Annotated in this window: 23 protein-coding genes; 9 read left to right on the top strand and 14 right to left on the bottom strand. The window is 72.0% G+C overall.

Annotated features, from left to right (window positions below; genetic code table 11):
* Positions 1-21: 21 nt before the first annotated feature.
* From ACIA73_RS13275 to ACIA73_RS13255, 5 genes are read right to left on the bottom strand one after another with little or no spacing between them, the layout of a single operon-like run.
* Positions 22-822: a type III pantothenate kinase gene (locus ACIA73_RS13275; protein ID WP_399438537.1), complete on the bottom strand. Its 801-nt coding sequence runs from the start codon at positions 820-822 to the stop codon at positions 22-24.
* On the bottom strand, positions 822-1,853 hold the full coding sequence (gene nadC, locus ACIA73_RS13270; protein WP_399438536.1) for a carboxylating nicotinate-nucleotide diphosphorylase: 1,032 nt from the start codon (positions 1,851-1,853) through the stop codon (positions 822-824). The genes ACIA73_RS13275 and nadC overlap by 1 nt, the downstream gene beginning before the upstream one ends.
* A complete protein-coding gene (locus ACIA73_RS13265; RefSeq protein WP_399438535.1) occupies positions 1,850-3,592 on the bottom strand; it encodes an L-aspartate oxidase in 1,743 nt (580 codons plus the stop codon). The genes nadC and ACIA73_RS13265 overlap by 4 nt, the downstream gene beginning before the upstream one ends.
* The gene (gene panC / locus ACIA73_RS13260; RefSeq protein ID WP_399438534.1) at positions 3,589-4,635 is read right to left on the bottom strand and encodes a pantoate--beta-alanine ligase; all 1,047 of its coding nucleotides are present in this window, start codon (positions 4,633-4,635) and stop codon (positions 3,589-3,591) included. The genes ACIA73_RS13265 and panC overlap by 4 nt, the downstream gene beginning before the upstream one ends.
* The gene (locus tag ACIA73_RS13255) at positions 4,632-5,492 is read right to left on the bottom strand and encodes a Rossmann-like and DUF2520 domain-containing protein (protein ID WP_399438599.1); all 861 of its coding nucleotides are present in this window, start codon (positions 5,490-5,492) and stop codon (positions 4,632-4,634) included. Before ACIA73_RS13255 ends, panC begins: the two co-directional genes overlap by 4 nt.
* 348 nt (positions 5,493-5,840) lie before the next feature.
* Between ACIA73_RS13255 and ACIA73_RS13250 the strand changes: the two genes are divergently transcribed.
* On the top strand, positions 5,841-7,004 hold the full coding sequence (locus ACIA73_RS13250; protein WP_399438533.1) for a threonine aldolase family protein: 1,164 nt from the start codon (positions 5,841-5,843) through the stop codon (positions 7,002-7,004).
* A gap of 145 nt (positions 7,005-7,149) precedes the next feature.
* Here ACIA73_RS13250 and ACIA73_RS13245 read toward each other — a convergent pair whose 3' ends face one another.
* Positions 7,150-7,518, bottom strand: a complete 369-nt coding sequence (locus ACIA73_RS13245) for a hypothetical protein (RefSeq protein WP_399438532.1) — start codon at positions 7,516-7,518, stop codon at positions 7,150-7,152.
* A 138-nt stretch (positions 7,519-7,656) separates the two neighbouring features.
* Between ACIA73_RS13245 and ACIA73_RS13240 the strand changes: the two genes are divergently transcribed.
* Positions 7,657-8,781 (top strand): DUF5937 family protein, encoded by a 1,125-nt coding sequence (locus ACIA73_RS13240; RefSeq protein WP_399438598.1) that lies wholly within the window; start codon positions 7,657-7,659, stop codon positions 8,779-8,781.
* Between the two features lie 54 nt (positions 8,782-8,835).
* Here ACIA73_RS13240 and ACIA73_RS13235 read toward each other — a convergent pair whose 3' ends face one another.
* On the bottom strand, positions 8,836-9,519 hold the full coding sequence (locus ACIA73_RS13235) for a response regulator (RefSeq protein ID WP_399438531.1): 684 nt from the start codon (positions 9,517-9,519) through the stop codon (positions 8,836-8,838).
* A gap of 73 nt (positions 9,520-9,592) precedes the next feature.
* Positions 9,593-10,783 (bottom strand): sensor histidine kinase, encoded by a 1,191-nt coding sequence (locus ACIA73_RS13230; protein ID WP_399438530.1) that lies wholly within the window; start codon positions 10,781-10,783, stop codon positions 9,593-9,595.
* Positions 10,784-10,912: 129 nt separating this feature from the next.
* Here ACIA73_RS13230 and ACIA73_RS13225 point away from each other — a divergent pair, with 129 nt between their 5' ends.
* Positions 10,913-11,911: an SAM-dependent methyltransferase gene (locus ACIA73_RS13225; RefSeq protein WP_399438597.1), complete on the top strand. Its 999-nt coding sequence runs from the start codon at positions 10,913-10,915 to the stop codon at positions 11,909-11,911.
* Positions 11,912-12,011: 100 nt separating this feature from the next.
* Positions 12,012-13,169, top strand: coding sequence for an NADH-quinone oxidoreductase subunit D (locus ACIA73_RS13220; protein WP_399438529.1), 1,158 nt, complete (start codon positions 12,012-12,014; stop codon positions 13,167-13,169).
* Between the two features lie 39 nt (positions 13,170-13,208).
* Here the strand turns inward: ACIA73_RS13220 and ACIA73_RS13215 are convergent, their stop codons facing one another.
* The 4 genes from ACIA73_RS13215 to ACIA73_RS13200 all read right to left on the bottom strand — a co-directional run bounded on the left by ACIA73_RS13215 (position 13,209) and on the right by ACIA73_RS13200 (position 16,985).
* Entirely contained in the window at positions 13,209-14,297 is a 1,089-nt protein-coding gene (locus ACIA73_RS13215) for a hypothetical protein (protein WP_399438527.1), read from the bottom strand.
* 142 nt (positions 14,298-14,439) lie between these two features.
* A complete protein-coding gene (locus ACIA73_RS13210; RefSeq protein WP_399438526.1) occupies positions 14,440-15,429 on the bottom strand; it encodes an ABC transporter substrate-binding protein in 990 nt (329 codons plus the stop codon).
* A gap of 132 nt (positions 15,430-15,561) precedes the next feature.
* Complete coding sequence (locus ACIA73_RS13205; protein WP_399438525.1) at positions 15,562-16,230, bottom strand: ABC transporter permease; 669 nt, start codon at positions 16,228-16,230, stop codon at positions 15,562-15,564.
* A gap of 5 nt (positions 16,231-16,235) precedes the next feature.
* Positions 16,236-16,985, bottom strand: a complete 750-nt coding sequence (locus ACIA73_RS13200) for an ABC transporter permease (protein WP_399438524.1) — start codon at positions 16,983-16,985, stop codon at positions 16,236-16,238.
* A 154-nt stretch (positions 16,986-17,139) separates the two neighbouring features.
* On the opposite strand from ACIA73_RS13200, the gene ACIA73_RS13195 reads away from it, so the two are divergent.
* Positions 17,140-18,303: a betaine/proline/choline family ABC transporter ATP-binding protein gene (locus tag ACIA73_RS13195; protein WP_399438523.1), complete on the top strand. Its 1,164-nt coding sequence runs from the start codon at positions 17,140-17,142 to the stop codon at positions 18,301-18,303.
* 130 nt (positions 18,304-18,433) lie between these two features.
* Here the strand turns inward: ACIA73_RS13195 and ACIA73_RS13190 are convergent, their stop codons facing one another.
* Positions 18,434-19,546: an alpha/beta hydrolase gene (locus ACIA73_RS13190; protein WP_399438521.1), complete on the bottom strand. Its 1,113-nt coding sequence runs from the start codon at positions 19,544-19,546 to the stop codon at positions 18,434-18,436.
* A 150-nt stretch (positions 19,547-19,696) separates the two neighbouring features.
* On the opposite strand from ACIA73_RS13190, the gene ACIA73_RS13185 reads away from it, so the two are divergent.
* Entirely contained in the window at positions 19,697-21,544 is a 1,848-nt protein-coding gene (locus tag ACIA73_RS13185; RefSeq protein ID WP_399438520.1) for a phosphatidylglycerol lysyltransferase domain-containing protein, read from the top strand.
* 117 nt (positions 21,545-21,661) lie between these two features.
* Here ACIA73_RS13185 and ACIA73_RS13180 read toward each other — a convergent pair whose 3' ends face one another.
* Positions 21,662-22,588 (bottom strand): NADP-dependent oxidoreductase, encoded by a 927-nt coding sequence (locus ACIA73_RS13180; RefSeq protein WP_399438519.1) that lies wholly within the window; start codon positions 22,586-22,588, stop codon positions 21,662-21,664.
* 102 nt (positions 22,589-22,690) lie between these two features.
* Between ACIA73_RS13180 and ACIA73_RS13175 the strand changes: the two genes are divergently transcribed.
* The 3 genes from ACIA73_RS13175 to ACIA73_RS13165 are packed head-to-tail and all read left to right on the top strand — an operon-like array spanning position 22,691 to position 24,511.
* Positions 22,691-23,170: a MarR family winged helix-turn-helix transcriptional regulator gene (locus ACIA73_RS13175; RefSeq protein ID WP_399438518.1), complete on the top strand. Its 480-nt coding sequence runs from the start codon at positions 22,691-22,693 to the stop codon at positions 23,168-23,170.
* A 16-nt stretch (positions 23,171-23,186) separates the two neighbouring features.
* Positions 23,187-24,056, top strand: coding sequence for a dihydropteroate synthase (gene folP, locus ACIA73_RS13170; RefSeq protein ID WP_399438517.1), 870 nt, complete (start codon positions 23,187-23,189; stop codon positions 24,054-24,056).
* Positions 24,053-24,511, top strand: coding sequence for a nuclear transport factor 2 family protein (locus ACIA73_RS13165; RefSeq protein WP_399438516.1), 459 nt, complete (start codon positions 24,053-24,055; stop codon positions 24,509-24,511). The genes folP and ACIA73_RS13165 overlap by 4 nt, the downstream gene beginning before the upstream one ends.
* Positions 24,512-24,679 lie beyond the last annotated feature (168 nt).

Genomic DNA, 24,679 nt, shown 5'->3' with positions numbered 1-24,679 from the left:
GGCCCTGCTCGGTCAACCGCCTTACATCCGGGCGATGTTCCGCTCGTACACCAGGCGCAGCCCTATCAGCGTCAGCCACGGCTCGTGCTCGTCGATCGCGGAGGACTCGCCCAGGATGATCGGGGCGAGGCCGCCGGTGGCGATGACGGTGACGTCCTCGGGGTCGGCCGGGGAGAGTTCGCGGGCCATCCGGGCGACCACTCCGTCGACCTGACCGGCGAACCCGTAGACGATGCCGGACTGCATGGCTTCGACGGTGTTCTTGCCGATGACGCTGCGCGGGCGGGCCAGTTCGATCTTGCGGAGCTGGGCGCCCCTGACGCCGAGCGCGTCGACGGAGATCTCGATGCCGGGGGCGATCACACCGCCGACGTACTCGCCCTTGGCGGAGACCGCGTCGAAGGTGGTGGCGGTGCCGAAGTCGACGACGACCGCGGGGCCGCCGTAGAGCTCGACGGCGGCGACGGCGTTGACGATGCGGTCGGCGCCGACCTCCTTGGGGTTGTCCATCAGGATCGGCACACCGGTCTTGACGCCGGGTTCGACCAGGACGGCGGGGACGTCGCCGTAGTAGCGGCGGGTGACCTCGCGCAGTTCGTGCAGGACGGAGGGGACGGTGGCGCAGATGGCGATGCCCTCGATGCCGTCGCCGAGTTCGTTGCCGAGCATGGGGTGCATGCCCATCAGACCCTGGAGGAGGACGGCGAGTTCGTCGGCGGTGCGGCGGGCGTCGGTGGAGATCCGCCAGTGCTCGACGATCTCCTCGCCGTCGAACAGGCCGAGAACCGTGTGGGTGTTGCCGACATCGATGGTGAGGAGCATCAGGCGTTGCCCCCCGTTTCGGCTTCGCGGAGGTCGAGGCCGATGTCGAGGATCGGGGAGGAGTGGGTGAGGGCGCCCACGGCCAGGTAGTCGACGCCGGTGTCCGCGTAGGCGCGGGCGGTGTCGAGGGTGAGGCGGCCGGAGGACTCCAGGGCGGCGCGGCCCGCGACCAGGGCGACGGCCTCGGCGGTCTGCTCGGGGGTGAAGTTGTCGAGCAGGATCAGGTCGGCGCCCGCGTCCAGCACCTCGGTGACCTGGGCGAGGGTGTCGACCTCGACCTCGATGGCCAGCTCGGGGAACTGCTCCCGCACGAGCTTGAAGGCCTGGGCCACTCCCCCGGCGGCCACCACGTGGTTGTCCTTGACCAGCGCGGCGTCGGAGAGCGACATCCGGTGGTTGACGCCGCCGCCGCAGCGCACCGCGAACTTCTCCAGGGAGCGCAGGCCCGGGGTGGTCTTGCGGGTGTCGCGCACCTTCGCCTTCGTACCGTCCAGGGCGTCGGCCCAGGCGCGGGTGGCGGTGGCGATGCCGGAGAGGCGGCAGAGGAGGTTGAGGGCGCTGCGTTCGCCGGTGAGGAGGTCGCGGGTGCGGGTGGTGACGGTGAGGAGCTTCTGGCCGGCCTCGACCCGGTCGCCGTCCTCCACGTGGCGCTCGACCTCGAACTCGTCCGTGCAGACGATGGACAGGACGGTCTCGGCGATCCGCAGACCCGCGACCGTACCGGCCTCGCGGGCGGTGAAGTCGCCGGTGGCCACGGCCTCTTCGGGGACGGTGGCCACCGTGGTGACGTCGACGCCGTGGGCGAGGTCCTCGGCGAGCGCGACGTTGGCGATGTCCTCGACCTCGATGGGGTCGAGTCCGGCGTCGAGCAGGAGCTCGGCGAGGTGGGGGTCGAGGCCGCAGTCGGAGAGGTCGTAGGTGCCGTCCTCCTGGTAGCCGGAGGTGCCCTCGGCGGCGCCGGAGCAGCCACAGGCGTCGCCGCAGCCGCCGGCCTGGGGAAGGAGCTGGGGGTTTTCGGGGGTGCTGCTCACTGGTGCTGCTCCTTCGGGAGGGGGTGCGGTTGATCCTGTACGGGTGGGAGGGCGGCGGCCCGGTCCTGTACGGGTGGGAACGCGGCCGTCTCGGTGCGGTGGACCAGCAGGCCGTGGTCCGGGGTGAGGCGGAGGACCAGGTGGCGGTGCCAGGTGGCGTCGTCGCGGTCGGGGTGGTCCTCGCGCCAGTGGCAGCCGCGGGTTTCCCGGCGGTGCTGGGCGGCGGTGACCAGGACGCGGGAGACGCAGAGGAGATTGGTGGTCTCCCAGGCGTCGACGCCGGGGGTGGTCGGCTTGGCCGGACTGTCGCCGCCCGGACGGGTGTTGAGCTGGACGGCGTCCAGGGCGTCCGCCGCGCTCTGGAGGCTGGCGGCGGAGCGGAGGACGCCGGCGCCCTGGGACATCGTCTGCTGGATGTGGTGGCGGGTGTCGGGGGCGACGAGGTTCTGGACGGGGAGCGGACCGGGATGGGTCGGGGCGGGCCGGGGCGGCGGCATGGCGGTGATGTCGTCCGCGATGCGTTCGGCGAAGACCAGGCCCTCCAGGAGGGAGTTGGAGGCGAGGCGGTTGGCGCCGTGGACGCCGGTGCAGGCGGTCTCGCCGCAGGCGTAGAGGCCGGGGACGGTGGTGCGGCCCCGGAGGTCGGTGCGGATGCCGCCGGAGGCGTAGTGGGCGGCGGGGGCGACCGGGATGGGTTCGGTGATCGGGTCGATGCCGTGGGTGCGGCAGGCGGCCAGGATGGTGGGGAAGCGGGACTCCCACATGGCGGCGCCGAAGTGGCGAGCGTCCAGGTACATGTGGGCGGCGCCCTGCTCCTGCATCCGGCGCATGATCGCCTTGGCGACGATGTCGCGCGGGGCCAGCTCGGCGAGTTCGTGCTGCCCGAGCATGAAGCGGACGCCGTCCGCGTCGACCAGGTGGGCGCCCTCGCCCCGTACCGCCTCGGAGACCAGCGGCTGCTGGCCCTCCGCGCCCGCGCCCAGGAACAGCACCGTCGGGTGGAACTGGACGAACTCCAGGTCCGAGACCTCGGCGCCCGCGCGCAGCGCGAGGGCGACGCCGTCGCCGGTGGAGACGGCCGGGTTGGTGGTGGCGGCGAAGACCTGGCCCATGCCGCCGGTGGCGAGGACGACGGCGGGGGCGTGCACCGCGCCGACCCCGTCGTGCTGGCCCTCGCCCATGACGTGCAGGGTGACGCCGCGGGTGCGGCCCTCGGCGTCGGTGAGGAGGTCGAGGACGAGGGCGTTCTCGATGGTGTCGACGGCCTGCGAGCGGACCGCCTCGACCAGGGCGCGGGAGATCTCCGCGCCGGTCGCGTCGCCGCCCGCGTGCGCGATCCGGCGGCGGTGGTGCCCGCCCTCGCGGGTGAGCTGGATGGCGCCGGAGTCCGGATCGGTGTCGAAGTGCGCGCCGGTCTCGATCAGCCGGCGTACCGCGTCCGGGCCCTCGGTCACCAGGAGACGTACCGCCTCCTCGTCGCACAGCCCCGCCCCCGCGACCAGCGTGTCGTCCAGGTGCTGCTCGGGGGTGTCGCCGTCGCCGAGCGCCGCGGCGATGCCGCCCTGGGCCCAGCGGGTGGAGCCGTCGTCCAGGCGGGCCTTGGTGACGACGACGGTACGGAGTCCCGCGGCGGTGCAGCGCAGTGCGGTGGTCAGCCCGGCGACGCCGGAGCCGACGACCACGACATCGGCTTCGATGGACCAGCCGGGGTCGGGGGCGGCGAGGCGTATGCCGGTCACTGGTCTGCTCCTTGGGGGACATCGGGGGTGCCGGAGGCGGCGAGGGTGGGGCCGAAGGTCAGCGGGAGGTTGTCGATCAGCCGGGTCGCGCCGACCTTGGCGGCGACGGCGAGGATCGCGTCGCCGGTGTGGTCGTCGCGGACCTCGGTGAAATCGGCGGGGTCGACCAGGGCCAGGTAGTCGAGCAGCAGCGGGGGTTCGAGGCGGGCGGCCGTTTCGAGTACGGCGCGGGCGGCTTCCCGTACGGCGGTGGGGGCGGGCCCCGAGGCGCGCTCCAGGGCGTGGGCGTCGGCCGCCTCGCGTTCCTCGCCGAGCGCCGCGAGGGCCTCGGCGCGGGGTGCCGCGGGCTGGGCCCGCACCCGTGCGTGCAGGGCCTGTTGGGCGGCCAGGCGGTCGCGGCCGGCGAACAGGGCGGTGGAGAGGGCGAGTGCGGTGCGGCGCTCGGGGGCGGAGAGGAACCGGTTCCGGCTGGAGAGGGCGAGGCCGTCGTCCTCGCGGACGGTGGGGACGCCGTCGATGGTGACCGGGAAGTTGAGGTCGCGGGCCATCCGGCGGATCAGCGCGAGTTGCTGGGCGTCCTTCTGGCCGTACAGCGCAACGTCGGGTGCGGTGAGGTGCAGCAGCTTGGCGACGACGGTCAGCATGCCGTCGAAGTGGCCGGGCCGCATGGCGCCTTCGAGCTGCTCGCCCATGGGTCCGGCGGTGATCCGGACCTGGGGTTCGCCACCCGGGTAGACCTCGTCGACGGACGGGGCGAACACGGCGTCCGCACCCGCCTCCTGGGCGATCTTGAGGTCGGCGTCGAGGGTGCGCGGGTACCGGTCGAGGTCCTCGCCCGCACCGAACTGGAGGGGATTCACGAAGACGGTCACGACGACCTGGCCGGGGGCCTTCGCGGTGGCGCCCCGGTCGGCGCGTGCGCGCGCCGTGCGGATCAGGGTGGCGTGACCTTCGTGCAGGGCGCCCATCGTCATGACGACGACACGTCGGCCGGTGCGCGGGAGGGCGGCCAGCTCGGCGGAGGTGGCGACGAGGGCGGTCATCGCCGGTCGCCTTCCGCGAGTACGCCCAGCAGGTCCTCCGCCAGTTCCGGCTTCAGCAGGCCGTGTGCGAGGGCGCGGTCGGCGGTGGTGCGGGCCATGGCGAGGTAGCCGGCGACGGTCTGCGGGGCGTGCTTGCGGAGTTCGGTGACATGGGCGGCCACGGTGCCGGCGTCGCCGCGGGCGACCGGGCCGGTGAGGGCGGCGTCGCCGGAGCGCAGGGCGTTGTCCAGGGCGGCGCCGAGGAGCGGGCCGAGCATCCGGTCGGGGGCGGCGACGCCCGCGGTGCGCAGCAGTTCCATGGCCTGGGCGACCAGGGTGACCAGGTGGTTCGCGCCGAGGGCGAGGGCCGCGTGGTAGAGCGGGCGGGCGTCCTCCTCGATCCACTCCGGTTCGCCGCCCATCTCGATGACGAGGGCTTCGGCGGCGAGGCGCAGTTCCTCGGGGGCGGTGATGCCGAAGGAGCACCCGGCGAGCCGCTGCACGTCGACCGAGGTGCCGGTGAAGGTCATCACGGGGTGCAGGGCGAGCGGGAGGGCGCCGGCCCGCAGGGCGGGGGCGAGGACTCCGGTTCCGTACCGGCCCGAGGTGTGGACGACGAGCTGGCCGGGACGGATCGCGCCGGTCTCGGCGAGGCCCTCGACCAGCCCGGGCAACGCGTCGTCAGGGACGGTGAGGAGGACCAGGTCGGCGCGGGCGAAGACCTCGGCCGGGGTGACCAGCGGGACGTCGGGGAGGAGGGTCGCGGCCCTGCGCACCGAGGCGTCCGAGACGCCGGACGCGGCCACCGGGCGGTGTCCCGCCTGGCGCAGCGCGGCGGCCAGGGTGGAGCCGACCCGGCCCGCTCCGACGACGCCCACAGTGAGGCGGGCGGGGCGGTCGGCGGGGTCCGGGGAGGGCCCGGAGCGGTGCTGCGCGGCGTACTGCGGGTCGTGCGGGAAGTGGGGCTGGGAGTCGTGCTGTGCGTTCACGCGGAAACGGCCTTCCGTTCCAGTCCGCAGGGGGTACCGGACGATTGCTCGTCATGCTACGCCAGCGTTTCGGAGGCTTCCCGGGGTGCGGTTTGGGATGCTTTACGTCGCCGGGCGGGGCCGCCGCCGACCCGGCCGGCTCGCGCCGTCACCCCGTACCGCCCGTCCCGGAATAGTTATCCACAGGCTGTGGGGAAACTCTGCCACCCTGTCGGCGGCGTACGGCATCATCAGCGCATGACCGACCGCACGGACCACCCCGAGCCCACCGCTGCCGAGGAACGGCACCGCCGGCTGACCGCCTGGCGCGGCGCACCCCGCACCCTCTCGCGGCCCTCCGCCGAGCGCCGGATCGGCGACCTCCTCGCCGACCTGACGGCACACGCGTCCGAGGCGTACGACGTCGACGGCTGGGTCGATCTGTACGGCGACGGCATCGTCGGCGAACTGGAACGCCGCACCGCCGCCCTCCTCGGCACCGAGGCCGCCGCCTTCTTCCCCACCGGCACCATGGCCCAGCAGGTGGCCCTGCGCTGCTGGGCGGGCCGCACCGGCAACCCGGTCGTCGCCCTGCACCCGCGCGCCCACCCCGAACTGCACGAGGGGAACGCCTTCCAGGTGGTCAGCGGGCTGCGCACGGTGCACCCGACGGGCGAGGCCCGGCTGCCGACCGCCGAGGAAGTACGCGATGTCGAGGAGCCGTTCGGCGCGCTGATGCTCGAACTGCCGCTCCGGGAGGCCGGGTTCGTGCTGCCGGACTGGGACGAGCTGGTCGAGGTGGTGGAGGCGGCCCGGGAGCGGGACGCGGTCGTGCACTTCGACGGCGCCCGACTGTGGGAATGTACGCCGCATTTCGGGCGCCCACTGGCGGAGATCGCGGGGCTCGCGGACAGCGTCTATGTGTCCTTCTACAAGTCGCTCGACGGGATGTCGGGGGCCGCGCTGGCCGGCCCCCGGACACTGATCGACGAGGCGAAGACGTGGCGCCACCGGTACGGGGGCGCCCTCTTCCAGCAGTATCCGGCGGTGCTGAGCGCACTGCTCGGGCTGGAGCGGGAGCTGCCCCGGCTGCCGGAGTACGTGGCGCACGCGAAGGTCGTCGCGGAGGGGCTCCGGGAAGGGCTTGAGGCGGCGAAGGTCCCGTGGTTCCGGGTGAATCCGGAGGTGCCGTACACCCATCAGTTCCAGGTGTGGCTGCCGTACGACGACAAGGTGCTGACGGAGGCGGGGATCCGGCAGGCGCAGGAGACCGGGACGACGCTCTTCCACCGGTGGTTCCCGTGCCCGGAGGGGCCGCCGGGAATGTCGGTGACGGAGGTGACGGTGGCGTCGCCGGGGCTGGAGTGGAGCAAGGGGGACGTGGTGGCGGCGGTGGGGGAATTCTTGGGACGGGTGGGGTAGTCGGGGGCGGGCGGGCGAATGGGGCAGGTGGCCGCCGGGGTTGTGGGGCAGGTGGCCGCCCGGCCTGGGGGGGTGGCTGGGTGCCGGGCGGTCAGATGTGTCCGACTGCCCGGCGGGTGGGCGGGCTGGTCATCGCTGGGCCCGGCTAGTTGCAGCGGGCGGGGCTGGTCCGGGGCTGTGCGGCGGTGCCCCGTGCGGTCGTGCCCCGTGCGGTCGTGCCCCGTGCGGTGTCACGGGGCCGGGCTTCGGCGGTGGTGTGCGGGGCGCGGGCGGCGGAGGTGAAGGGGGCGGTCAGCCGGGCCATCAGTGCGGCCACCGTTCGGGCCAGGGCCGCCCTGCGGTAGGTGTGGGCCGGGCGGCCCTCGGTGACGGCGCGGAAGCGGAGGTCGTCGCGGACGGTGTCGCGCAGTTCGGCGACCGTCTGCCAGTCGTGCCGGCCGGGGGCGGGCGGGGTGGGGGTGCCGTGCTGGGCGGCGCGGTAGGCGTCGAGCAGGTGCTGCTGGGATGCGTTCATGGGTTTCACGCTGCGACGGGTCCGGCGCGGGTGGCGAACCGATTGGCCGGGACCGTCAATCGACGCCTCTCCGATTGACGCCTGCCGTCAATCGAAGGGCCCGTTGTCAGTGGTGGCGTGCACCATGGGGCCATGAGCGTGTCCATCGACATCAAGGGACTGCCGGCCGAGCGCGTCGACTTCGCGATCTCCCCGCTGGCCGAACTGGGCATGGCCCTGCACGTGCTGTCGGAGCCCAACCACCACCCGGCACAGCACAACTGGGCCACCGCCATCGCCGCCGGACTCAAGCCGGACCTCGCGGACCGGCTGACCGAGGCGGACTTCCTGTGGCGCTCCACCTTCGCGGACATCTTCCTGCCGTTCGCCGTGCTCCCGGCCGAGGGCCCCGGCGCCGTCCGGGGTCCGGGGGCGACCCTCGCGGAGGACCTGGACCTGCTGGACCGGCTGGACGACGAGCGCTTCGTGACCGCCGCCCTGGAGATCACCTGCTCCACGGGTTACACGGCGGGCGGCCCCTCCCCGCTCGTCGACCCCGCGCTGCGCACCCGGGTCCTGGACCTGGCCGCCGCCCGGGGACCGAAGCAGGTGGAGTTCGCCACCCGGCTGCTGGACGACCCGGGCACCGTCCGGCGGTGGATACGCAGGCTCTTCGAGGACTGCGACGAGGCCTTCTTCGCCGACACCTGGAACCGGGTGCGGGTCCAGCTCGCCGCCGACGCCCGGCACAAGACGGAACTGCTGCGCCGCCGCGGCCTGCCGGACGCGCTGCGCTCGGTGTCCGACGCGGTCACCCTCGACGAGGAGGCCGGGCAGATCCGGGTGGACAAGCTGGCCGCCGCCCGCACCTCCGCCGTCCACCGCGAGAGCGGCGACGGACTGACCCTGATGGCCTCCCACTTCGGCTGGCCCCATCTGCTGGTGCTGTACGCCCCTGGCTGGCGCCCGGTGATCCACTACCCGGTGTCCACGCCCGAACTGCCCTCGGCCGGTTCGACGGAGCTGCTCCAGCTGCGCTTCGAGGCGCTGGCCCACCCGATGCGGATGCGGCTGTGCCGGCTGCTCGCCCGCACCCCGCAGACCACGGGCGAACTGGCCGACGCGTACAACATCACCGCCCCCGAGGTGTCCCGGCACCTGACCGTCCTGAAGAAGGCGGGCCTGCTCACCACCCGGCGGCGCGGCCGGTACGTACTGCACCAGCTGGACATGACGGTGGTGGCCCGGCTGGGCAGCGACTTCCTGGAGGGAGTGCTGCGATAGCCCCGGCCTGGCACCACTCAGCGCCTGTGTCCGCACCCGGTCGGCCGCAGGTCCTCAGGCGGACCCCGGCGAGCCCCCCGCCCGTACCAGCCCCGTCTCGTACGCGAGCACGACCACCTGCACGCGGTCGCGCAGCCCGAGCTTGGTCAGGATGCGGCCGACATGGGTCTTCACGGTCGCCTCGGAGAGGACCAGACGGGCGGCGATCTCCCCGTTGGACAGCCCCTGGGCGACCAGCAGCATCACCTCGCGCTCGCGTTCGGTGAGCTTCTCGACCTCCTTGTGCTGCGGCTCGTTGCCGGTGGCGGGCAGGATCGAGGAGAACCGGTCGAGCAGCCGGCGGGTGGTGGACGGGGCGACCACCGCGTCCCCGCTGTGCACCGAGCGGATCGCGTCGAGGAGTTCGGGCGGCGGTACGTCCTTGAGCATGAAGCCGCTGGCCCCTGCCTGGAGCCCGGAGAAGGCGTACTCGTCGAGGTCGAAGGTGGTCAGGATGAGCACCTTCGGCGCATCCGGCGCGGCACAGATCTTCCGGGTCGCCTCCACCCCGTCCAGCCTGGGCATCCGGACGTCCATCAGCACGACGTCCACCCCCGTGGTGCGCAGGATGTCCAGCGCCTCCTGACCGTCGCCCGCCTCCGCGACGACCTCCATGTCCGCCTGCGCGGCCAGGATCATCCGGAAGCCGGTGCGCAGCAGCATCTGGTCGTCGACGAGCATCACGCGGATCGGCGGCATTCGGAACCTTCCGGAAAGCGGTAGGGAGCGGTGGGGAATCAGTGGGGCCGGTTCGAGCGGTGGCGGTGGGCAATCAGTGGGCCGGCTTGAGGGGGAGCAGTGCGCTGATCCGGAAGCCGCCGCCGGGGCGCGGCCCCGCGTCCAGGGTGCCGCCGACCATACCGACCCGCTCGCGCATACCGATCAGACCGTGGCCCTGACCGTCCGCGCCGCCGTCCTGGTACAGCTCGTGGGCGGCGCCCCGCCCGTCGTCCTCCACCAGCAGGCCGAGCCCGTCGTCGAAGTAGACCAGCCGGACACTCGCGCCGGCGTCCGGGCCACCGTGCTTGCGGGTGTTGGTGAGGGCTTCCTGCACGATCCGGTACGCGGTCAGCTCGACGCCGCTGGGCAGCGGGCGGGCGGTGCCCTCGACCTTGAAGTCGACGGTCAGCCCGGCCACCCGTACCTGCTCGACCAGGTCCTCGATCTGCTGCACATCGGGCTGCGGGACGTACTCCCCGCTCTCCTGCCGCTCCCCGGTCCGCAGCACACCCAGCAGTCTGCGCATCTCGGCGAGCGCCTGACGACCCGTCGTGGAGATGGTCTCCAGCGCCTGCTTCGCCTGCTCGGGCGAGTTGTCCATGACGTACGCCGCACCGTCGGCCTGCACCACCATCACCGACACGTTGTGCGCGACCACGTCGTGCAGTTCGCGGGCGATCCTGGCGCGTTCGGCGGCGACCGCGACCTTGGCCTGCGCCTCGCGCTCCTTCTCCAGCCGGGCCGCCCGCTCCTCCAACTGCGCGAAGTAGGCACGCCGGGTGCGCATCGAGTCGCCGAGCACCCAGGCCAGCAGGAACGGCACCGTCAGGAAGAACGCGAAGGCGATCGGCGCGACGGGATCGCCCTTCTCCACCTGCCAGCGGATCTGCGAGAGCGTCCCGGCGAGCAGCGAGGCACCGAGCGCCAGCCTGGACGCCCAGCGGGCGGCGTTCGCGGCCACCGTGTAGACGGTGGCGAACATCGCGAGGTTGGACAGGTTGGGCTCGACGCCGGTCGCCAGCTGGAGCAGCCCGGTACCGATCGACAGCAGCAGCATCTTCTCCGGGGCCCGGCGGCGCAGCGCCACCGTGAGGCTCATCAGGAAGACGCAGAGCATCACGACGGCCAGCTTGCGGCCGCTCGGGCCGCCGCTGGACAGCACCGACAACCCGAACAGGATCACAGCCCAGAAGCTGTCGACGCCCGTCGGGTGTCTGCGGAGGAAGTCGTAGAGGCGCTGCACACCTCCAGCGTAGGGAAACCGCAGAGGTCGTTGGGTCAACCGGAGGGCCGATCCGGTCCCGGGCCCCTACTCCCCAAGGTGGAGAGGAAGGGGAGACTGGGCGCCGTGAACGATCCGAATGGGCAGGAGATGCCCGAGAGGCCCGAGTGTTCCCCGGGACCGCAGTGGTGTGGCTGGCGCGAGGCGACGGAGGCCGCGCTGTACGGCCCGGCCGGCTTCTATCTGCGTCCCGAGGGCCCCGCGGGCCACTTCCGTACCTCCGTACACGCGTCCCCTCTCTTCGCGGAAGCGGTGGCGCGACTGCTCCGCGAGACGTACGAGAGCCTGGGCGCGCCCCCCTCCGGCGTCGACCTGGTCGACATCGGCGCCGGGCGCGGCGAACTCCTCACCGGGGTGCTGGCCGCACTCCCCGCCGGCTTCCCGGTGCGCGCGTACGCCGTCGAACTCGCCCCCCGCCCTGCCTCCCTCGACCACCGCGTCGAGTGGCTCGCCGAGCCCCCCGCCCGCGTCACCGGACTGCTCTTCGCGAACGAGTGGCTGGACAACGTGCCGGTGGACATCGCCGAGTGCGACGAGGAGGGAGTCGTCCGGTACGTCGAGGTGGCCGCGGACGGCACCGAACGGCTCGGCCCCGAGGTCACCGGAACCGACGCCGCCTGGCTGTCCCGGTGGTGGCCCCTGACCGGCCGCCCCGGTCACCGCGCGGAGATCGGCCGTCCCCGCGACGAGGCCTGGGCCGCGGCGGTCGCCACCGTCACCGCGGGCCGTGCGGTCACCGCCGACTACGCCCACACCCGCGACGCCCGGCCCCCCTTCGGCACCCTCACCGGCTTCGCCGCCGGCCGCGAGGTCCGCCCGGTCCCGGACGGCACCCGCGACCTCACCTCCCATGTCGCCCTCGACGCCTGCGCGGCCCTCACCGGCGGCCACCTCACCACCCAGCGCACCGCCCTCCACCAGCTGGGCATCGGCGGCGCCCGGCCGCCCCTGTCCCTGGCCTCCACCGACCCCGCGGCCTACGTACGGGCCCTGTCCTCGGCCGGCGAGGCGGCGGAGCTCACGGCGCGGGGCGGACTGGGGGACTTCGGCTGGCTCACTTGCGAGGTGGGCCTTTCGCCGGGGCGCTAGGGAACCGGGCCGCCGACGCCCGTACCCAAGGGGCGGGGGCAGAGCCTGGGCCCGGGGGGCACCCCTGCCCCCGCCCGGCCCGCAAGCGATACTGTCCGGCATGACGCAGACGCCCCCGCAGACGACCACCGTCGGCATCGGTGGAGCGGCCGAATCCACCGACATGGTGCTGAACATCGGCCCCCAGCACCCCTCCACCCACGGCGTGCTGCGCCTCAAGCTCGTCCTGGACGGCGAACGCATCCAGCACGCCGAGCCCGTCATCGGCTATATGCACCGCGGTGCGGAGAAACTCTTCGAGGCCCGCGACTACCGCCAGATCGTCATGCTGGCCAACCGCCACGACTGGCTCTCCGCGTTCTCCAACGAACTCGGCGTCGTCATGTCCGTCGAGCGGATGCTCGGCATGGAGGTCCCGGAGCGCGCGGTCTGGACCCGCACCCTGCTCGCCGAGCTGAACCGGGTCCTCAACCACCTGATGTTCCTCGGCTCGTACCCCCTGGAACTCGGCGGCATCACGCCCGTCTTCCACGCGTTCCGCGAGCGCGAGGAGATCCAGGCCGTCATGGAGGAGATCTCCGGCGGCCGGATGCACTACATGTTCAACCGGGTCGGCGGCCTCAAGGAGGACCTCCCGCTCGGCTGGCTCGGCCGCGCCCGCGACGCGATCGCCTCGGTCCGCTCCCGGATGGACATCTACGACAACCTGGTCCTCGGCAACGAGATCTTCCGGGGCCGCACCCGCGGCATCGGCGTGCTGTCCGCCGATGCGGTCCACGCGTACGGCGTCTCGGGTCCCATCGCCCGCGCCTCCGGCGTCGACTTCGACCTCCGCCGCGACGAGCCCTACCTGGCCTACGGCGAACTCCAGGACACCCTCAAGGTCGTCACCCGCGAGGAGGGCGACTGCCTCGCCCGCTTCGAGTGCCTGCTGGAGCAGACCCACAACGCGCTCGACCTCGCCGACGCCTGCCTCGACCGGATGGCCGGCCTGCCGCCGGGCCCGATCAACCAGCGCCTGCCCAAGGTCCTCAAGGCCCCCGAGGGCCACACCTACGCCTGGACCGAGAACCCGCTCGGCATCAACGGCTACTACCTGGTCTCCAAGGGCGAGAAGACCCCGTACCGGCTGAAACTGCGCTCGGCGTCGTTCAACAACATCCAGGCGCTCACCGAGCTGCTGCCCGGGACCCTGGTCGCCGACATGGTCGCGATCCTCGGCTCCCTGTTCTTCGTCGTCGGCGACATCGACAAGTAGGCCGTAGAGCAGCTCAAGTCCCGCTGGCTCTACGGGAGTTCAGGAGCCGACCACGCTCCTGAGCCCCGTCACATCCAACTGCTCGGTCTCGTCGTGCGCCGTGAGGTCGATGACCTCGCCGACCGTGTCGCTGTCGCCGCCGGGGCGGGACGAGCGGTGGATCGCCAGCGCCTCCTCGCCGACGACGTCCGCGAGGTCCTCCTGCTGCACGGCCTCCGTCACGGAGTCGCGCACCGGCTCCAGCGCCTCCGCGCCGGTACTCGCCTGCGTGCTCGCGCCGGCAGCCGCAGTCGCACCCGCACCCGCGCTCGTACCGAAGAAGTCGAAGCCCCCCGTCTTGCGCACGGCGGGCAGGTTCTGCGAGGCGTACGGGGCCAGGGCCGACGACGGCCGGGTGTGCTCGCGCGCTTCCCGGTCCCGTACGGGGTCCTGTACGGGGGCGGGGACCGCCACCCGCACCGGAGTCAGCGCCTGCGCGTCCATCCGCACCGGAGCCGGTGCCGGAACCCGTACCTCCACCTGGGCCGCGGCGGCCGCCGCGGCCCGTGCCGCCTCGGCCGCCCTGCGCTGGGCCTCGCCATTGCGCCCCAGGTTTTCCAGCGCGGCGGCCGCCCGCATGTACGCGGCCGGAGTCGGCGTCGACCCCGCGGCCGTCAGCTGCCTGGCCGGCAGCGCGGCCTCCAGGGCGAGCCGGCGGCGGCTCTCCAGCACGCTCGCCCGCTCGGTCTCCGCCGTCGCGTACCGCCGCAGCAGCGCCGCGTGCTCGTTGCGCAGCCCGGCCAGCTCCACGCGCTTGGCGCGCAGCTTCGCCTCCAGCTTGGCCCGCAGGTCGCGCGACTCCTCAAGGTCGCCCTCGATGTCGGCGACGCGCTCCTCGGCCTTCCACCCGTCGGCCTCGCGCGCGCGGGTCAGTTCGGCGACCTTGCGGCCCGCCGTACGGTCCCAACTGCGCATCAGGGCGGCCCCGGTGACAGCGGCGGCCGCGGAGGCGGCGACCAGCATCCGTAGCACCAGGGGGTCCGCCACGAACCAGGCACCGGCGGCACACACGAGTGCGCCGCCCGCGACCGCCGAGGACGGGAGCAGCTTGTGCAGGGGCGGGGAATGGCGGTGGCGTCCACGTGGCATGGCCCGAAATTTACCGTGCGCAAGACACGAATGGGGCACCACCCGGCAATCTGTTCCCGTGCGGTTACCCGGGCCACGGTCCGCGGGCGCCCCCATTCGCCGTCCGCCCCTCGTCAACTCCTCCTCGTCCGCTCCTTCTCGACTACTTCTTGATGAGGCTCTTCGACTCCAGGTACTCCTTGGCGACATCGGCCGGCTTGGCCCGCTCAAGGTCCACCTTGCGGTTCAGCTCGCCGAGGTCCTCCGTGGTCAGGGCCTTGGTGAGCTTGCCGAGGGCCTCGGCGACCGCCGGGTCGCCCGCGTCCTTGGCGTTGATGACGGGCAGCAGGTTGTCGGCGTTCTGGAGCTTCTTGTCGTCCTGAAGGAAGACCAGGCCGAAGCTGTCGATGGTGGCGTCGGTGGTGGTGGTCAGGACGAGCTGGTCCACCCCGTCCTTGACGGCCTGCTTGGACTGCGGGGTTCCGACGCCCTTGGGGTCGATGCCGGTGACGTCGATGCCGTACTTCGATTTGAGGCCCGGCGCGCAGAACGGCCGGATCTCGCACTCGTCGCCCGCCGCGATCTTCACCTTGAGCTTGGACCTGCCGAGGTCGGAGAGGGTCTTCAGCTTGTTCTTCGCGGCGAACTCCTTGGTCACCGCGAAGGCGTTCTGGTCGACGGCCTGCCCGGCGGGCAGCACCTTCAGCCCGAGCGGGCCCGCCAGCTTCTCCAGGGCGGTGACGGTGGCGGCCACGTCGCTCGACGCGAGCGGCTTCTTCTCCGCCTCCTTGGCGCCGTTGACCTTGGCGTTGAGGAACTCGGTGATGGTCGCCGCGTACTCCGGCACGACGTCGATCTCGCCCTTCTCCAGCGAGGGCTCGTACAGCTCGCGGTTCTTGACGACGGTCACCGAGGTGCCGTACCCGGCGTCCTTGAGTATCTGCGCGTACAGCTCGGCCAGCACCTTGGACTCGGTGAAGGCGGCCGCGCCGATCACCAGCGAGCCCTTCTCGCCGCCGCCCGCCGAGCCGGCGGAGGAGCCGCCGCCCGGCTTGCCCTGGTTCTCCAGGCTGTCGCCGCCGCACGCGGCCAGCGAACCGGTCAGTGCCACCAGGCCTACTACCGCACCCGCGAGGCGTGAGGTCTTACTCATGTGGGTTCACCATCCAGAAAGTGCACAACGAGGTGCAGGAACAGAAGGGGTTGAGAAGAAGAGGAGTTGAGGAGCAGCGAGATGCGGCACGGGGCCGGAACGCCGTCGGTCCGCCCCGCACCGCACCGCACGTCAGACGGTCTTGCGCAGCGGCGAGAAGATCCGGCCGAACAGCACCAGCGCCCCCTCCACCAGCAGCGCGAGCAGCGCCACGAGGATGGCCCCCGCGACGACCTGTGCCGTGTCGTACGTGTTGAAGCCGGCCGTGATGATCCGGCCGAGCCCGCCCTGGCCGACCATCGCCGCGATCGAGGCGGTGGCCACCACCTGCACGGCGGCCGAGCGCAGCCCGGTCATCACCAGCGGATACGCCAGGGGCAGTTCGACCCGGGTGAACAACTGCCACCCGTCCATCCCCATCCCCCGCGCGGCCTCCACCACCGCCCGGTCCACCTCCCGCATCCCGACATACGCGTTGGTGAGCAGCGGCGGCACCGCGAACAGCACCAGCGCGATGATCGTCGGCACATATCCGGCGGACCGCAGCGGCGAGACCATGAAGAGCGCCAGCACCGCGAAGACCGGGACGGCCCGCCCCACGTTGGAGATGTTGACCGCGAGCGCACCCCCCTTGCCGAGGTGACCGAGCACGAAGGCCAGCGGCAGGGCGAGGGCGCAGGCGATGAGGAGGGCGACCCCGCTGACGTACAGATGCTCCGTCAGCCGGTTCAGCACTCCGCCCTCCCCCGACCAGTTGGAGCCGGTCATCAGCCAGGTCCAGGCCTCACCGAGCACACCCATCGCGATCAGCCCGCCTCAACAGCCGCAGAAGTCTTACGTATCCGGGCCGACAGCGGCTCACGCCTGGCGCGCTGCACCCGGGTCCAGGGCGTCAGCAGCCGCTGCACCCCGAGCAGCAGCAGGTCGGCGACCAGGGCGAGCAGTACGCACAGCACGGAGGCGGCGAGCACCTGCGCCTTGAAGAAGGTGGGCAGCGCGTCCTCGATGAGGTTGCCGAGCCCGCCCCGGCCGACGATGGCACCGACGGTGGTCAGCGCGACCGTCGACACGGTGGCTATCCGCACACCGGCCATCAGCGCCGGAAGCGCGAGCGGGAGTTCCACCTCCCAGAGCATCCGCGCCGGCCCGTACCCCATCCCCCGCGCGGCCTCCCGCGCCTCCTCGGGGACGGCTTCGAGCCCGGCCAGGATGTTCCGCACCAGGATGGTCAGCGAGTAGAGCACCAGGCCGGTGATCACCAGCGCCGACGAGAGTCCGAACAGCGGCAGCAGCAGCGAGAACATGGCCAGTGAGGGCACCGTGTAGAGGATCGTGGTCAGCCCGAGGACCGGTCCGGCGAAGTGCTTGCCGCGCCGTGCGAGCAGGGCCAGCGGGAACGCCACGGCCAGCCCGATCAGCACCGATACCACCGTGATCCAGACATGCTGGACGGTCGCGTCGGTCAACTCCTGGGCGCGGGAACGCAAGTACTCCCCGCAAATCCAGTCATTCGTCGCCAGACAGCTCGGGCCCTGGCTCAGACTCAGCTCGCTCACGCGTCCCCACCTCCCCCGTAAAGCCGATTCCAGTCACCTGAGAACGTATGTTCAAAGACCATATCCCCGAGCACTGACAACCGCTTCGGCCCGCCACATCCCGGCAACACGCCCTTCACACAACCTCAGTCACCGACCGCCACAATGAGGCCCCATGATCCGGTTCGAGCACGTCACCAAGCGCTACGACGACGGCACCACCGCCGTCGACGACCTGTCCTTCGAGGTCGCCGCGGGTGAACTCGTCACGCTGGTGGGCCCGTCGGGCTGCGGCAAGACCACCACCATGAAGATGGTCAACCGGCTCATCGAACCGACCGGGGGCCGCATCCTGCTCGACGGCGAGGACATATCCGCCGGCGACCCCGTCGAACTCCGGCGCCGTATCGGCTATGTCATCCAGCAGGTCGGCCTCTTCCCGCACAAAACGGTCCTGGACAACACCGCGACCGTCCCCCACCTGCTGGGCGTGAAGCGCACCGAGGCCCGCGCCCGGGCCGCCGAACTGCTCGACCTGGTCGGCCTGGACCCCAAGGTGTACGGCTCCCGCTACCCCGAGCAGCTCTCCGGCGGACAGCGTCAACGGGTCGGCGTGGCAAGGGCGTTGGCCGCCGACCCGCCCGTACTCCTGATGGACGAGCCCTTCGGCGCGGTCGACCCGGTGGTCCGCGAGCACCTCCAGAACGAGTTCCTCAAGCTCCAGTCCCAGGTCCGCAAGACGGTCCTCTTCGTCACCCACGACATCGAGGAGGCGGTCCGCCTCGGCGACCGGATCGCGGTCTACGGCCAGGGCACCATCGAGCAGTTCGACGCCCCGGCGGCGGTACTGGGCGCGCCCGCCACCCCGTACGTCGCGGACTTCGTCGGCGCCGACCGCGGCCTCAAGCGGCTCTCCGTCACGCCCATCGAGGAGTCCGACCTCGACCAGCCGCCGGTCGTCCACCTCGACGACCCGCTCAGGACCGCCACCGCCCGTCTCGCCTCCGAGGGCGCCCGCTGGGCCGTCGTCCTGGACAGCGACGACAACCTGCACGGCTGGATCCCGGCCGACGCCATCCAGTCGGGCGGCACGGTCCGCGAACACGCCCGCCGCATGGAGGCGTGGCTGCCGGTCGGCGCGTCCCTCAAGCAGGCGTTCGCCACCATGCTCCAGCACGACGCGGGCTGGATCGCCGTCATCGACGAGGCGGGCGAGGGCCGTTTCCTGGGCGTCCTGACCCCGGCCAGGCTGCACGAGGCGCTACGGAGGTCCATCGACGCGGACGGACGCAGGGTCGCGCGGACCGAGGTGGACGTGGAGACGGTCGGCGGGGCGTAGGGCGGTAAGCCGGGGCCGGTCGGGAGCGAGGGGTGCGGCGTCCGCCGGGGGCCGCCCCCTTGCCCGCCCGTCCCGCCCCCCGGGGGGCGGCCCCGCCGCCCAAGCGGGCGAGGCAACGCGGAGAGGGCCCTCAGGCCACCAGCTTCTTGCTGAGCCACTCCACCGCCGCCGGGATCTCCCGCTTCCACGTGTTGAAGTTGTGGCCGCCGCTGTTCAGGGTGATCGTCGACACCTTCGTCGGCGCCTTCGCCTCCTCCACGAACCTCAGCGTGGGCTTGAGGTTGTCCTCGCCCTTCTCGCTCGTCGTCAGCAGCAACGACGTCTTCGGCGCCGGCAGATTCTCCAGCGACCACAGCAGGTCGGCCCGCTTCTTCAGCTTGTCGTCGCCGCCGAAGAGGTCACCGGTCGTCGGGTCGTCGGCCGCCTTGTAGTACGCCGAGAGACCCGCGCCCGCCGCGAACTTGTCGGGGTGCTGCATGGCGATCTTCACCGCGCAGTAGCCGCCCGTCGAGTTCCCCATGAAGCCCCAGTTCTCCGGCTTGGTGCCCACCCGGTACGAGGACGAGATCGCCTGCCGCAGATCCTTCGCGAAGAAGGTCTCGGTCTGCGGACCACCCGGAATGTCCACGCACTCGGTGTCCCGCGGCGGGGCGACCGTCGGCCGCATCATGACCATGATCATCGGCTGCGCCTTGCCCGCACGGGCCTGCATCAGCGCGGTCTGCGGGTAGCGCAGGCCCTTGATCAGGTTCATCGCGGTGCCCGGGTAGCCGGTCAGCACGACCGTCGCCGGGAAGTTCTTCTTGGCGTACTTCGGCTGGAAGTACTCCGGCGGCAGGTACACGAAGGCCGGGCTGACGATCCTGGAGTCGCGGCCCTCGATCCGTACCTCCTGTATCTGCCCGCCGACGGACGGCTTGTTGCCGCCGGGCACGTCCATGGCGCGGGTGCCGATCAGCTGGGCCTCCTTGCCGCCGCCGGCCGCGTGGTCGACGACCACGCCCATCTGCTCCTCCTGGCCGAAGAGGTCGGCCCAGGAGCCGTAGAAGAGGAACGACTTGTTCGCCGCGAGGCCGACTGCCGCGAACAGCGCGAGCTGGGTCACGAAGAGCATCCCGACCCTGCCGAGCACCGCCCGCCAGTTGCGGCCGGCGAGACGCGGCCAGAGCCAGATCGTGGCTGCGAAGAGCAGGACCGCGATCAGAACGGCGAGCGCGAGGACCTTGGTGCTGGTGAGACCCATGGCGAGTTCGTTACTTCCTGAATGAGAATTTCCTGAGAGACGAGTGAACCCGCCTCCCGGATGCGCCGTCCTAGTGGACGCAGATTGCCCGGGACGAGACCTACTCCAGGTCGCCCGGCCACAAACATTTCGCGGAAACCTCGGGAAGCGATGTCAATCAGAATAGATGGGGATAAGTCCGGAGCGGTTCCGGATCGGGTGCGGCGGATCTTTCGCGGTCCGCGTCCCGAGAAGGTCCCCGCGCTGGTGGGCGCGGCCGTCACGCTCGTCGGCCTGCTCGACGTCGCGGCCGGGGTGTTCCCCCGCTTCCGGCACAGCCGGATGCACAGCCTGGCCGAGGTGCTGCCCGGTACTTTCGGGCCCTTCGCCGCCGCGTTCTCGCTGACCGTGGGCATCCTGCTGCTGCTCCTGGCGCACGGGCTGAAGCGGCGCAAGCGGCGGGCCTGGCGCTCGGCGGTGTTCCTGCTGCCGGTCGGGGCGCTCGCCCAGTACACGTACCGGAACTCGATACTCGGCGTGGTGATCGCGCTCGCACTCTTCGCGCTGCTGCTGGTCCGCCGGAGTGAATTCTCCGCGCTGCCGGACCCGCGCAGCCGCTGGAAGGCGCTCGCGAACTTCGTGCTGATGGGCGCGGGCTCGATCGGGCTCGGCCTGCTGATCGTCAGCTCGCACCCGAGGCGGACGCTCGGCGACCCGGGCATCCTCGACCGTCTTGAGCACGTGCTGTACGGCCTGGTGGGCCTCGAAGGTCCGATGTCGTACGGCGGTCAGGTCTCCTGGACGGTCGGCTACTCGCTCGGCGCACTGGGCTGGCTCACCGCGATCACCACCGTCTATCTGGCGCTGCGCCCCGAGCACCCGGCCGCCCGGCTCACCGAGGAGGACGAGGTACGGCTGCGCGGCCTGCTCGCCAAGCACGGCGCCCGTGACTCGCTCGGCCACTTCGCCCTCCGCCACGACAAGGCGGCGGTCTTCTCGCCGAGCGGCAAGGCGGCCGTGACGTACCGGGTGGTCTCCGGCGTGATGCTGGCCTCCGGCGACCCGATCGGCGACGTCGAGGCCTGGCCGGGCGCGATAGAGCGCTTCATGGACGAGGCCAAGGCACACTCCTGGACCCCCGCCGTGATGGGCTGCTCGGAGACCGGCGGCGAGGTCTGGACCCGCGAAACCGGCCTGGACGCACTGGAGCTGGGCGACGAGGCGGTCGTCGACGTCCCCGACTTCTCGCTCGCCGGACGCGCGATGCGCAACGTACGGCAGATGGTCAAGCGCATCGAGCGCAATGGTTACGAGACCCGGGTCCGCCGGGTCGGCGACCTCGACCAGGAGGAGCTGGACCGCATCCGGCGGGCCGCCGCCGACTGGCGGGGAACGGAGACCGAGCGCGGTTTCTCGATGGCGCTCGGCCGGGTCGGCGAGCCCGGTGACGAGGACTGCTTCATCGCCACCGCCCACAAGGCCGACGAAGAGGGCGCCCAGAGCGGCCCCTACGGCGACATCAAGGCCGTACTGCACTTCGTGCCGTGGGGCCCGGACGGCATGTCCCTGGATCTGATGCGGCGCGACCGCGCGGCCGACCCGGGCATGAACGAACTCCTCATCGTCGCGTCCCTCACCGCAGCCCCCGCCCTCGGCATCAAGAAGGTCTCCCTCAACTTCGCGATGTTCCGCTCGGCCCTCGCCCGCGGCGAGAAGCTGGGCGCGGGACCGGTCCTGAGGGGCTGGCGGGGCCTGCTGGTCTTCCTCTCGCGCTGGTTCCAGATCGAGTCCCTCTACAAGTTCAACGCCAAGTTCCGGCCGCGCTGGGAGCCCCGCTTCGTGGTCTTCCGCACCACCCGCGACCTCCCCCGCATCGGCTTCGCCGCCATGCAGGCCGAGGGGTTCGTGACGCTGGGACTGCCCCGCCCCTTCACCCGCAAGGCGTCGGCGAAACGCCAGCCGAAGCCCTGCGCACATGTGGAGCGGGTGGCGGTGCCGGAGGTGAAGGCGGCCTCCTGAGAGGTACGCCTGCGGCGCGCTCGGGAGGTGCCCCACACGCTCAGAAAGTGCCCCACACAAGGACCCCGCACAGGGAGGTGCCCCGCCCCCCGGGAGGGCGCGGGCACCTCCCCGACGTCACGCCACCCTGATCGCGATCTTCCCGCGCGTGTGCCCGCCGATGCTGTCCCGGAACGCGTCCGCCGCCTTCTGCAGCGGGTACACCGCCGCCACCTCGACCTTGATCTCGCCGGCCTCGACCAGCTCGGTCAGCGCCGTCAGATCCGCCGAGTCCGGCCGTACGAAGACGTAGTCCCCGCCCAGCTCCTTCACGGCCCCGTCCGCGATGGACGCCAGCCGGCCGCCCTTCGCGAGCACCTCGGGCGACATCTGGAGCGCGTCCCCGCCCACCAGGTCCAGCACCGCGTCGACGCCCTCCGGCGCCAGCTCCCGCACCCGCTCGGCCAGCCCGTCCCCGTACGTCACCGGCGTCGCGCCCAGCGACCGCAGGTACTCGTGGTTGCGCTCACTCGCCGTTCCGATCACCTTCACCCCCTGCGCCCGCGCGATCTGCACGGCCAGCGAGCCGACCCCGCCCGCCGCCGCGTGCACCAGCACCGTCTCTCCGGGCTGGACCTTCAGGCTCCGGTTGAGTGCCTGGTACGCCGTGAGGCCGGCCAGCGGCAGTCCCGCCGCCTCCTCGAAGCTGACGCCCGCGGGCTTCCTGGCCAGGGTGCGGATCGGCGCCGCGACGTACTCCGCGAACGTCCCCCGCGAGACGAAGTCCTCGCGGACGTACCCGATGACCTCGTCGCCCGGCGCGAACTCGCTCACCGAGGCGCCCGCCTGCTCGACCACCCCCGCCACGTCCCAGCCCGGCACCACCGGGAAGACCGCGTCCAGGGCCGGGTCCAGATACCCGCCGAGTACCTTCCAGTCGACCGGGTTCACCGAGGCCGCGCGGACCTTGACCAGGACGGAGTCGGGGCCGAGCTTGGGCATCGGCCGCTCGCCGTACTCCAGGGCGTCGGGGCTGCCGTATGCGCTGTACGAGATGGCCTTCACGGGAAACCACTCCACTTTCGATGGTTGACGATCTCAAGCTTCTCGGTGACCGTAAACCTCAAAGGTTGAGATAGTCAAGTTTCCCGGCGTACACTGCGTGTCATGGCAGCCACACCTCCCCCGTCGCCGGACACCCAACCCCCGACGGCACCGACGACGGCCGAGCTCATCGAGCGGCTGGCCGGCTCCTTCGGTCTCTACTACGGCGACTTCACCCTCGCCGCCGCCACCGCGGGCCTCACCGCCAGCCAGGCCAAGGCGCTCAGCGTGCTGCGTGGCTCCCCCGCCCCGATGCGCGCCCTGGCCACCACCCTGGCCTGTGACGCCTCCAACATCACCGGCATCGTCGACCGCCTGGAGAAGCGCGAGCTGGTGCGCCGCGAGCCCGGCGCCACCGACCGCCGCGTGAAGAACGTCGTACTGACCGAACTCGGCGAGCAGACCATCGACACCGTCCGCGCCCGCATGCACAGCACACTGAGCGGCCTGGACACCCTGGACGACACCGAGCGCACCGCCCTGTACGCACTGCTGGGCAGGGTCTTCCCGCGCGGTACGGACGGTTCGGAGTCGACGCGCTGACGCCTACGCTGGACGCATGAGTACGTTGCGCACGCGGCCCGCAGAACGACAGCCGGCAGGACTCCCCGACTGGGACCGCTGTGCGGTCATGGGCGTCGTCAATGTGACGCCGGACTCCTTCTCCGACGGCGGCCGCTGGTTCGACACCTCGGCGGCGGTCAAGCGGGGCCTGGCACTGGTCGCGGAGGGCGCCGACCTGGTCGACGTGGGCGGTGAGTCCACCCGCCCCGGCGCCAGCCGCGTCGATCCGGACGAGGAACTCAAGCGGGTCGTGCCGGTGGTGCGCGGCCTGGTCTCCGAGGGCGTCACCGTCTCCGTGGACACCATGCGCGCCCGCGTCGCCGAGCAGGCGATCGCCGCCGGCGCGGTCCTGGTCAACGACGTCTCCGGCGGCCTCGCCGACCCCGGCATGGTCCGCGCGGTGGCCGCCGCCGAGGTCCCCTTCGTGGTCATGCACTGGCGCGGCTTCAGCGAGAACATGAACAGCCTGGCGGTGTACGACGACGTGGTCGCCGAGGTCCTGGCGGAACTGCGCACCCGTATCGACGCGGTCGTCGCGGGCGGCGTCGCCCCCGAGCGCCTGGTCGTCGACCCCGGCCTCGGCTTCGCCAAGCGGGCCGAGCACGACCTCGCCCTGCTCGCCCACCTCGGCGACCTGCGCGCGCTGGGCCACCCGATCCTGGTCGCCGCCTCCCGCAAACGCTTCCTGGGCCGCATCCTGGCCGGGGACGGCGAGACCCCGCCGCCGGCCCGCGAACGGGACGCCGCCACCGCCGCGGTCTCCGCGATCGCCGCCCACGAGGGCGCCTGGGCGGTCCGGGTCCACGAGGTACGGGCGACCGCCGACGCGGTCCGGGTCGCCCGCGCCGTGGCAGGCGCCAAGTGACGCCCCGGGGCACCGACGCGGAACGGGTCGAGGCGGCCAACACCGCCTTCTACGAGTGCCTGGAGCGCGGCGACTTCGAGGAGCTGTCCGCCCTCTGGATGGACGACGAGATCACCTGCGTCCACCCCGGCTGGCCGGTGCTCGCCGGGCGGGGCGAGGTGCTGCGCTCGTACGCCCTGATCATGGCCCACACCGACTACATCCAGTTCTTCCTCACCGATGTGAAGGTCTCCGTGATGGGCGACACCGCCCTGGCGACCTGCACCGAGAACATCCTCAGCGGCGGCCCCGCCGACGAGGAGAGCGGTGAACTGGGGCCGCTGGTGGGCCAGTTGGTGGTGGCCACCAATGTGTTCCGGCGCACCCCGGACGGGTGGCGGCTGTGGGCGCACCACGGTTCCCCCGTGCTGGCGGACGCGGACGAGGACGACGAGGACGGCGATTCCTCCTCCTGAATGGGTAGAGACCTTGGAAGAAGGGCCTCGGAGGGGCTCCTGCCCGAGGTTCCTCCGGCGGCGTCCGCGGCCCCGCGGGCGGGAGCTGTCGGTGCTCGCAGGTAGATTCGATCCAGGGGAAGTGCCATCCGCATGTGGCACCGACCCCCCTTTCGCTACGAACAGCAG

It is taken from the genome of Streptomyces sp. NPDC051561 (assembly GCF_044454195.1).
Classification (GTDB): domain Bacteria; phylum Actinomycetota; class Actinomycetes; order Streptomycetales; family Streptomycetaceae; genus Streptomyces.
This window is presented reverse-complemented; position numbering and strand designations above follow the sequence as displayed.

Coding starts and splice junctions, on each gene's coding strand:
- ACIA73_RS13275 (WP_399438537.1), bottom strand. CDS start 822: ATGCTCCTCACCATCGATGTCGGCAACACCCACACGGTTCTCGGCCTG.
- panC (WP_399438534.1), bottom strand. CDS start 4,635: ATGACCGCCCTCGTCGCCACCTCCGCCGAGCTGGCCGCCCTCCCGCGC.
- ACIA73_RS13250 (WP_399438533.1), top strand. CDS start 5,841: ATGACCGACCGCACGGACCACCCCGAGCCCACCGCTGCCGAGGAACGG.
- ACIA73_RS13245 (WP_399438532.1), bottom strand. CDS start 7,518: ATGAACGCATCCCAGCAGCACCTGCTCGACGCCTACCGCGCCGCCCAG.
- ACIA73_RS13235 (WP_399438531.1), bottom strand. CDS start 9,519: ATGCCGCCGATCCGCGTGATGCTCGTCGACGACCAGATGCTGCTGCGC.
- ACIA73_RS13225 (WP_399438597.1), top strand. CDS start 10,913: ATGCCCGAGAGGCCCGAGTGTTCCCCGGGACCGCAGTGGTGTGGCTGG.
- ACIA73_RS13220 (WP_399438529.1), top strand. CDS start 12,012: ATGACGCAGACGCCCCCGCAGACGACCACCGTCGGCATCGGTGGAGCG.
- ACIA73_RS13215 (WP_399438527.1), bottom strand. CDS start 14,297: ATGCCACGTGGACGCCACCGCCATTCCCCGCCCCTGCACAAGCTGCTC.
- ACIA73_RS13210 (WP_399438526.1), bottom strand. CDS start 15,429: ATGAGTAAGACCTCACGCCTCGCGGGTGCGGTAGTAGGCCTGGTGGCA.
- ACIA73_RS13205 (WP_399438525.1), bottom strand. CDS start 16,230: ATGGGTGTGCTCGGTGAGGCCTGGACCTGGCTGATGACCGGCTCCAAC.
- ACIA73_RS13195 (WP_399438523.1), top strand. CDS start 17,140: ATGATCCGGTTCGAGCACGTCACCAAGCGCTACGACGACGGCACCACC.
- ACIA73_RS13190 (WP_399438521.1), bottom strand. CDS start 19,546: ATGGGTCTCACCAGCACCAAGGTCCTCGCGCTCGCCGTTCTGATCGCG.
- ACIA73_RS13185 (WP_399438520.1), top strand. CDS start 19,697: ATGTCAATCAGAATAGATGGGGATAAGTCCGGAGCGGTTCCGGATCGG.
- ACIA73_RS13175 (WP_399438518.1), top strand. CDS start 22,691: ATGGCAGCCACACCTCCCCCGTCGCCGGACACCCAACCCCCGACGGCA.
- folP (WP_399438517.1), top strand. CDS start 23,187: ATGAGTACGTTGCGCACGCGGCCCGCAGAACGACAGCCGGCAGGACTC.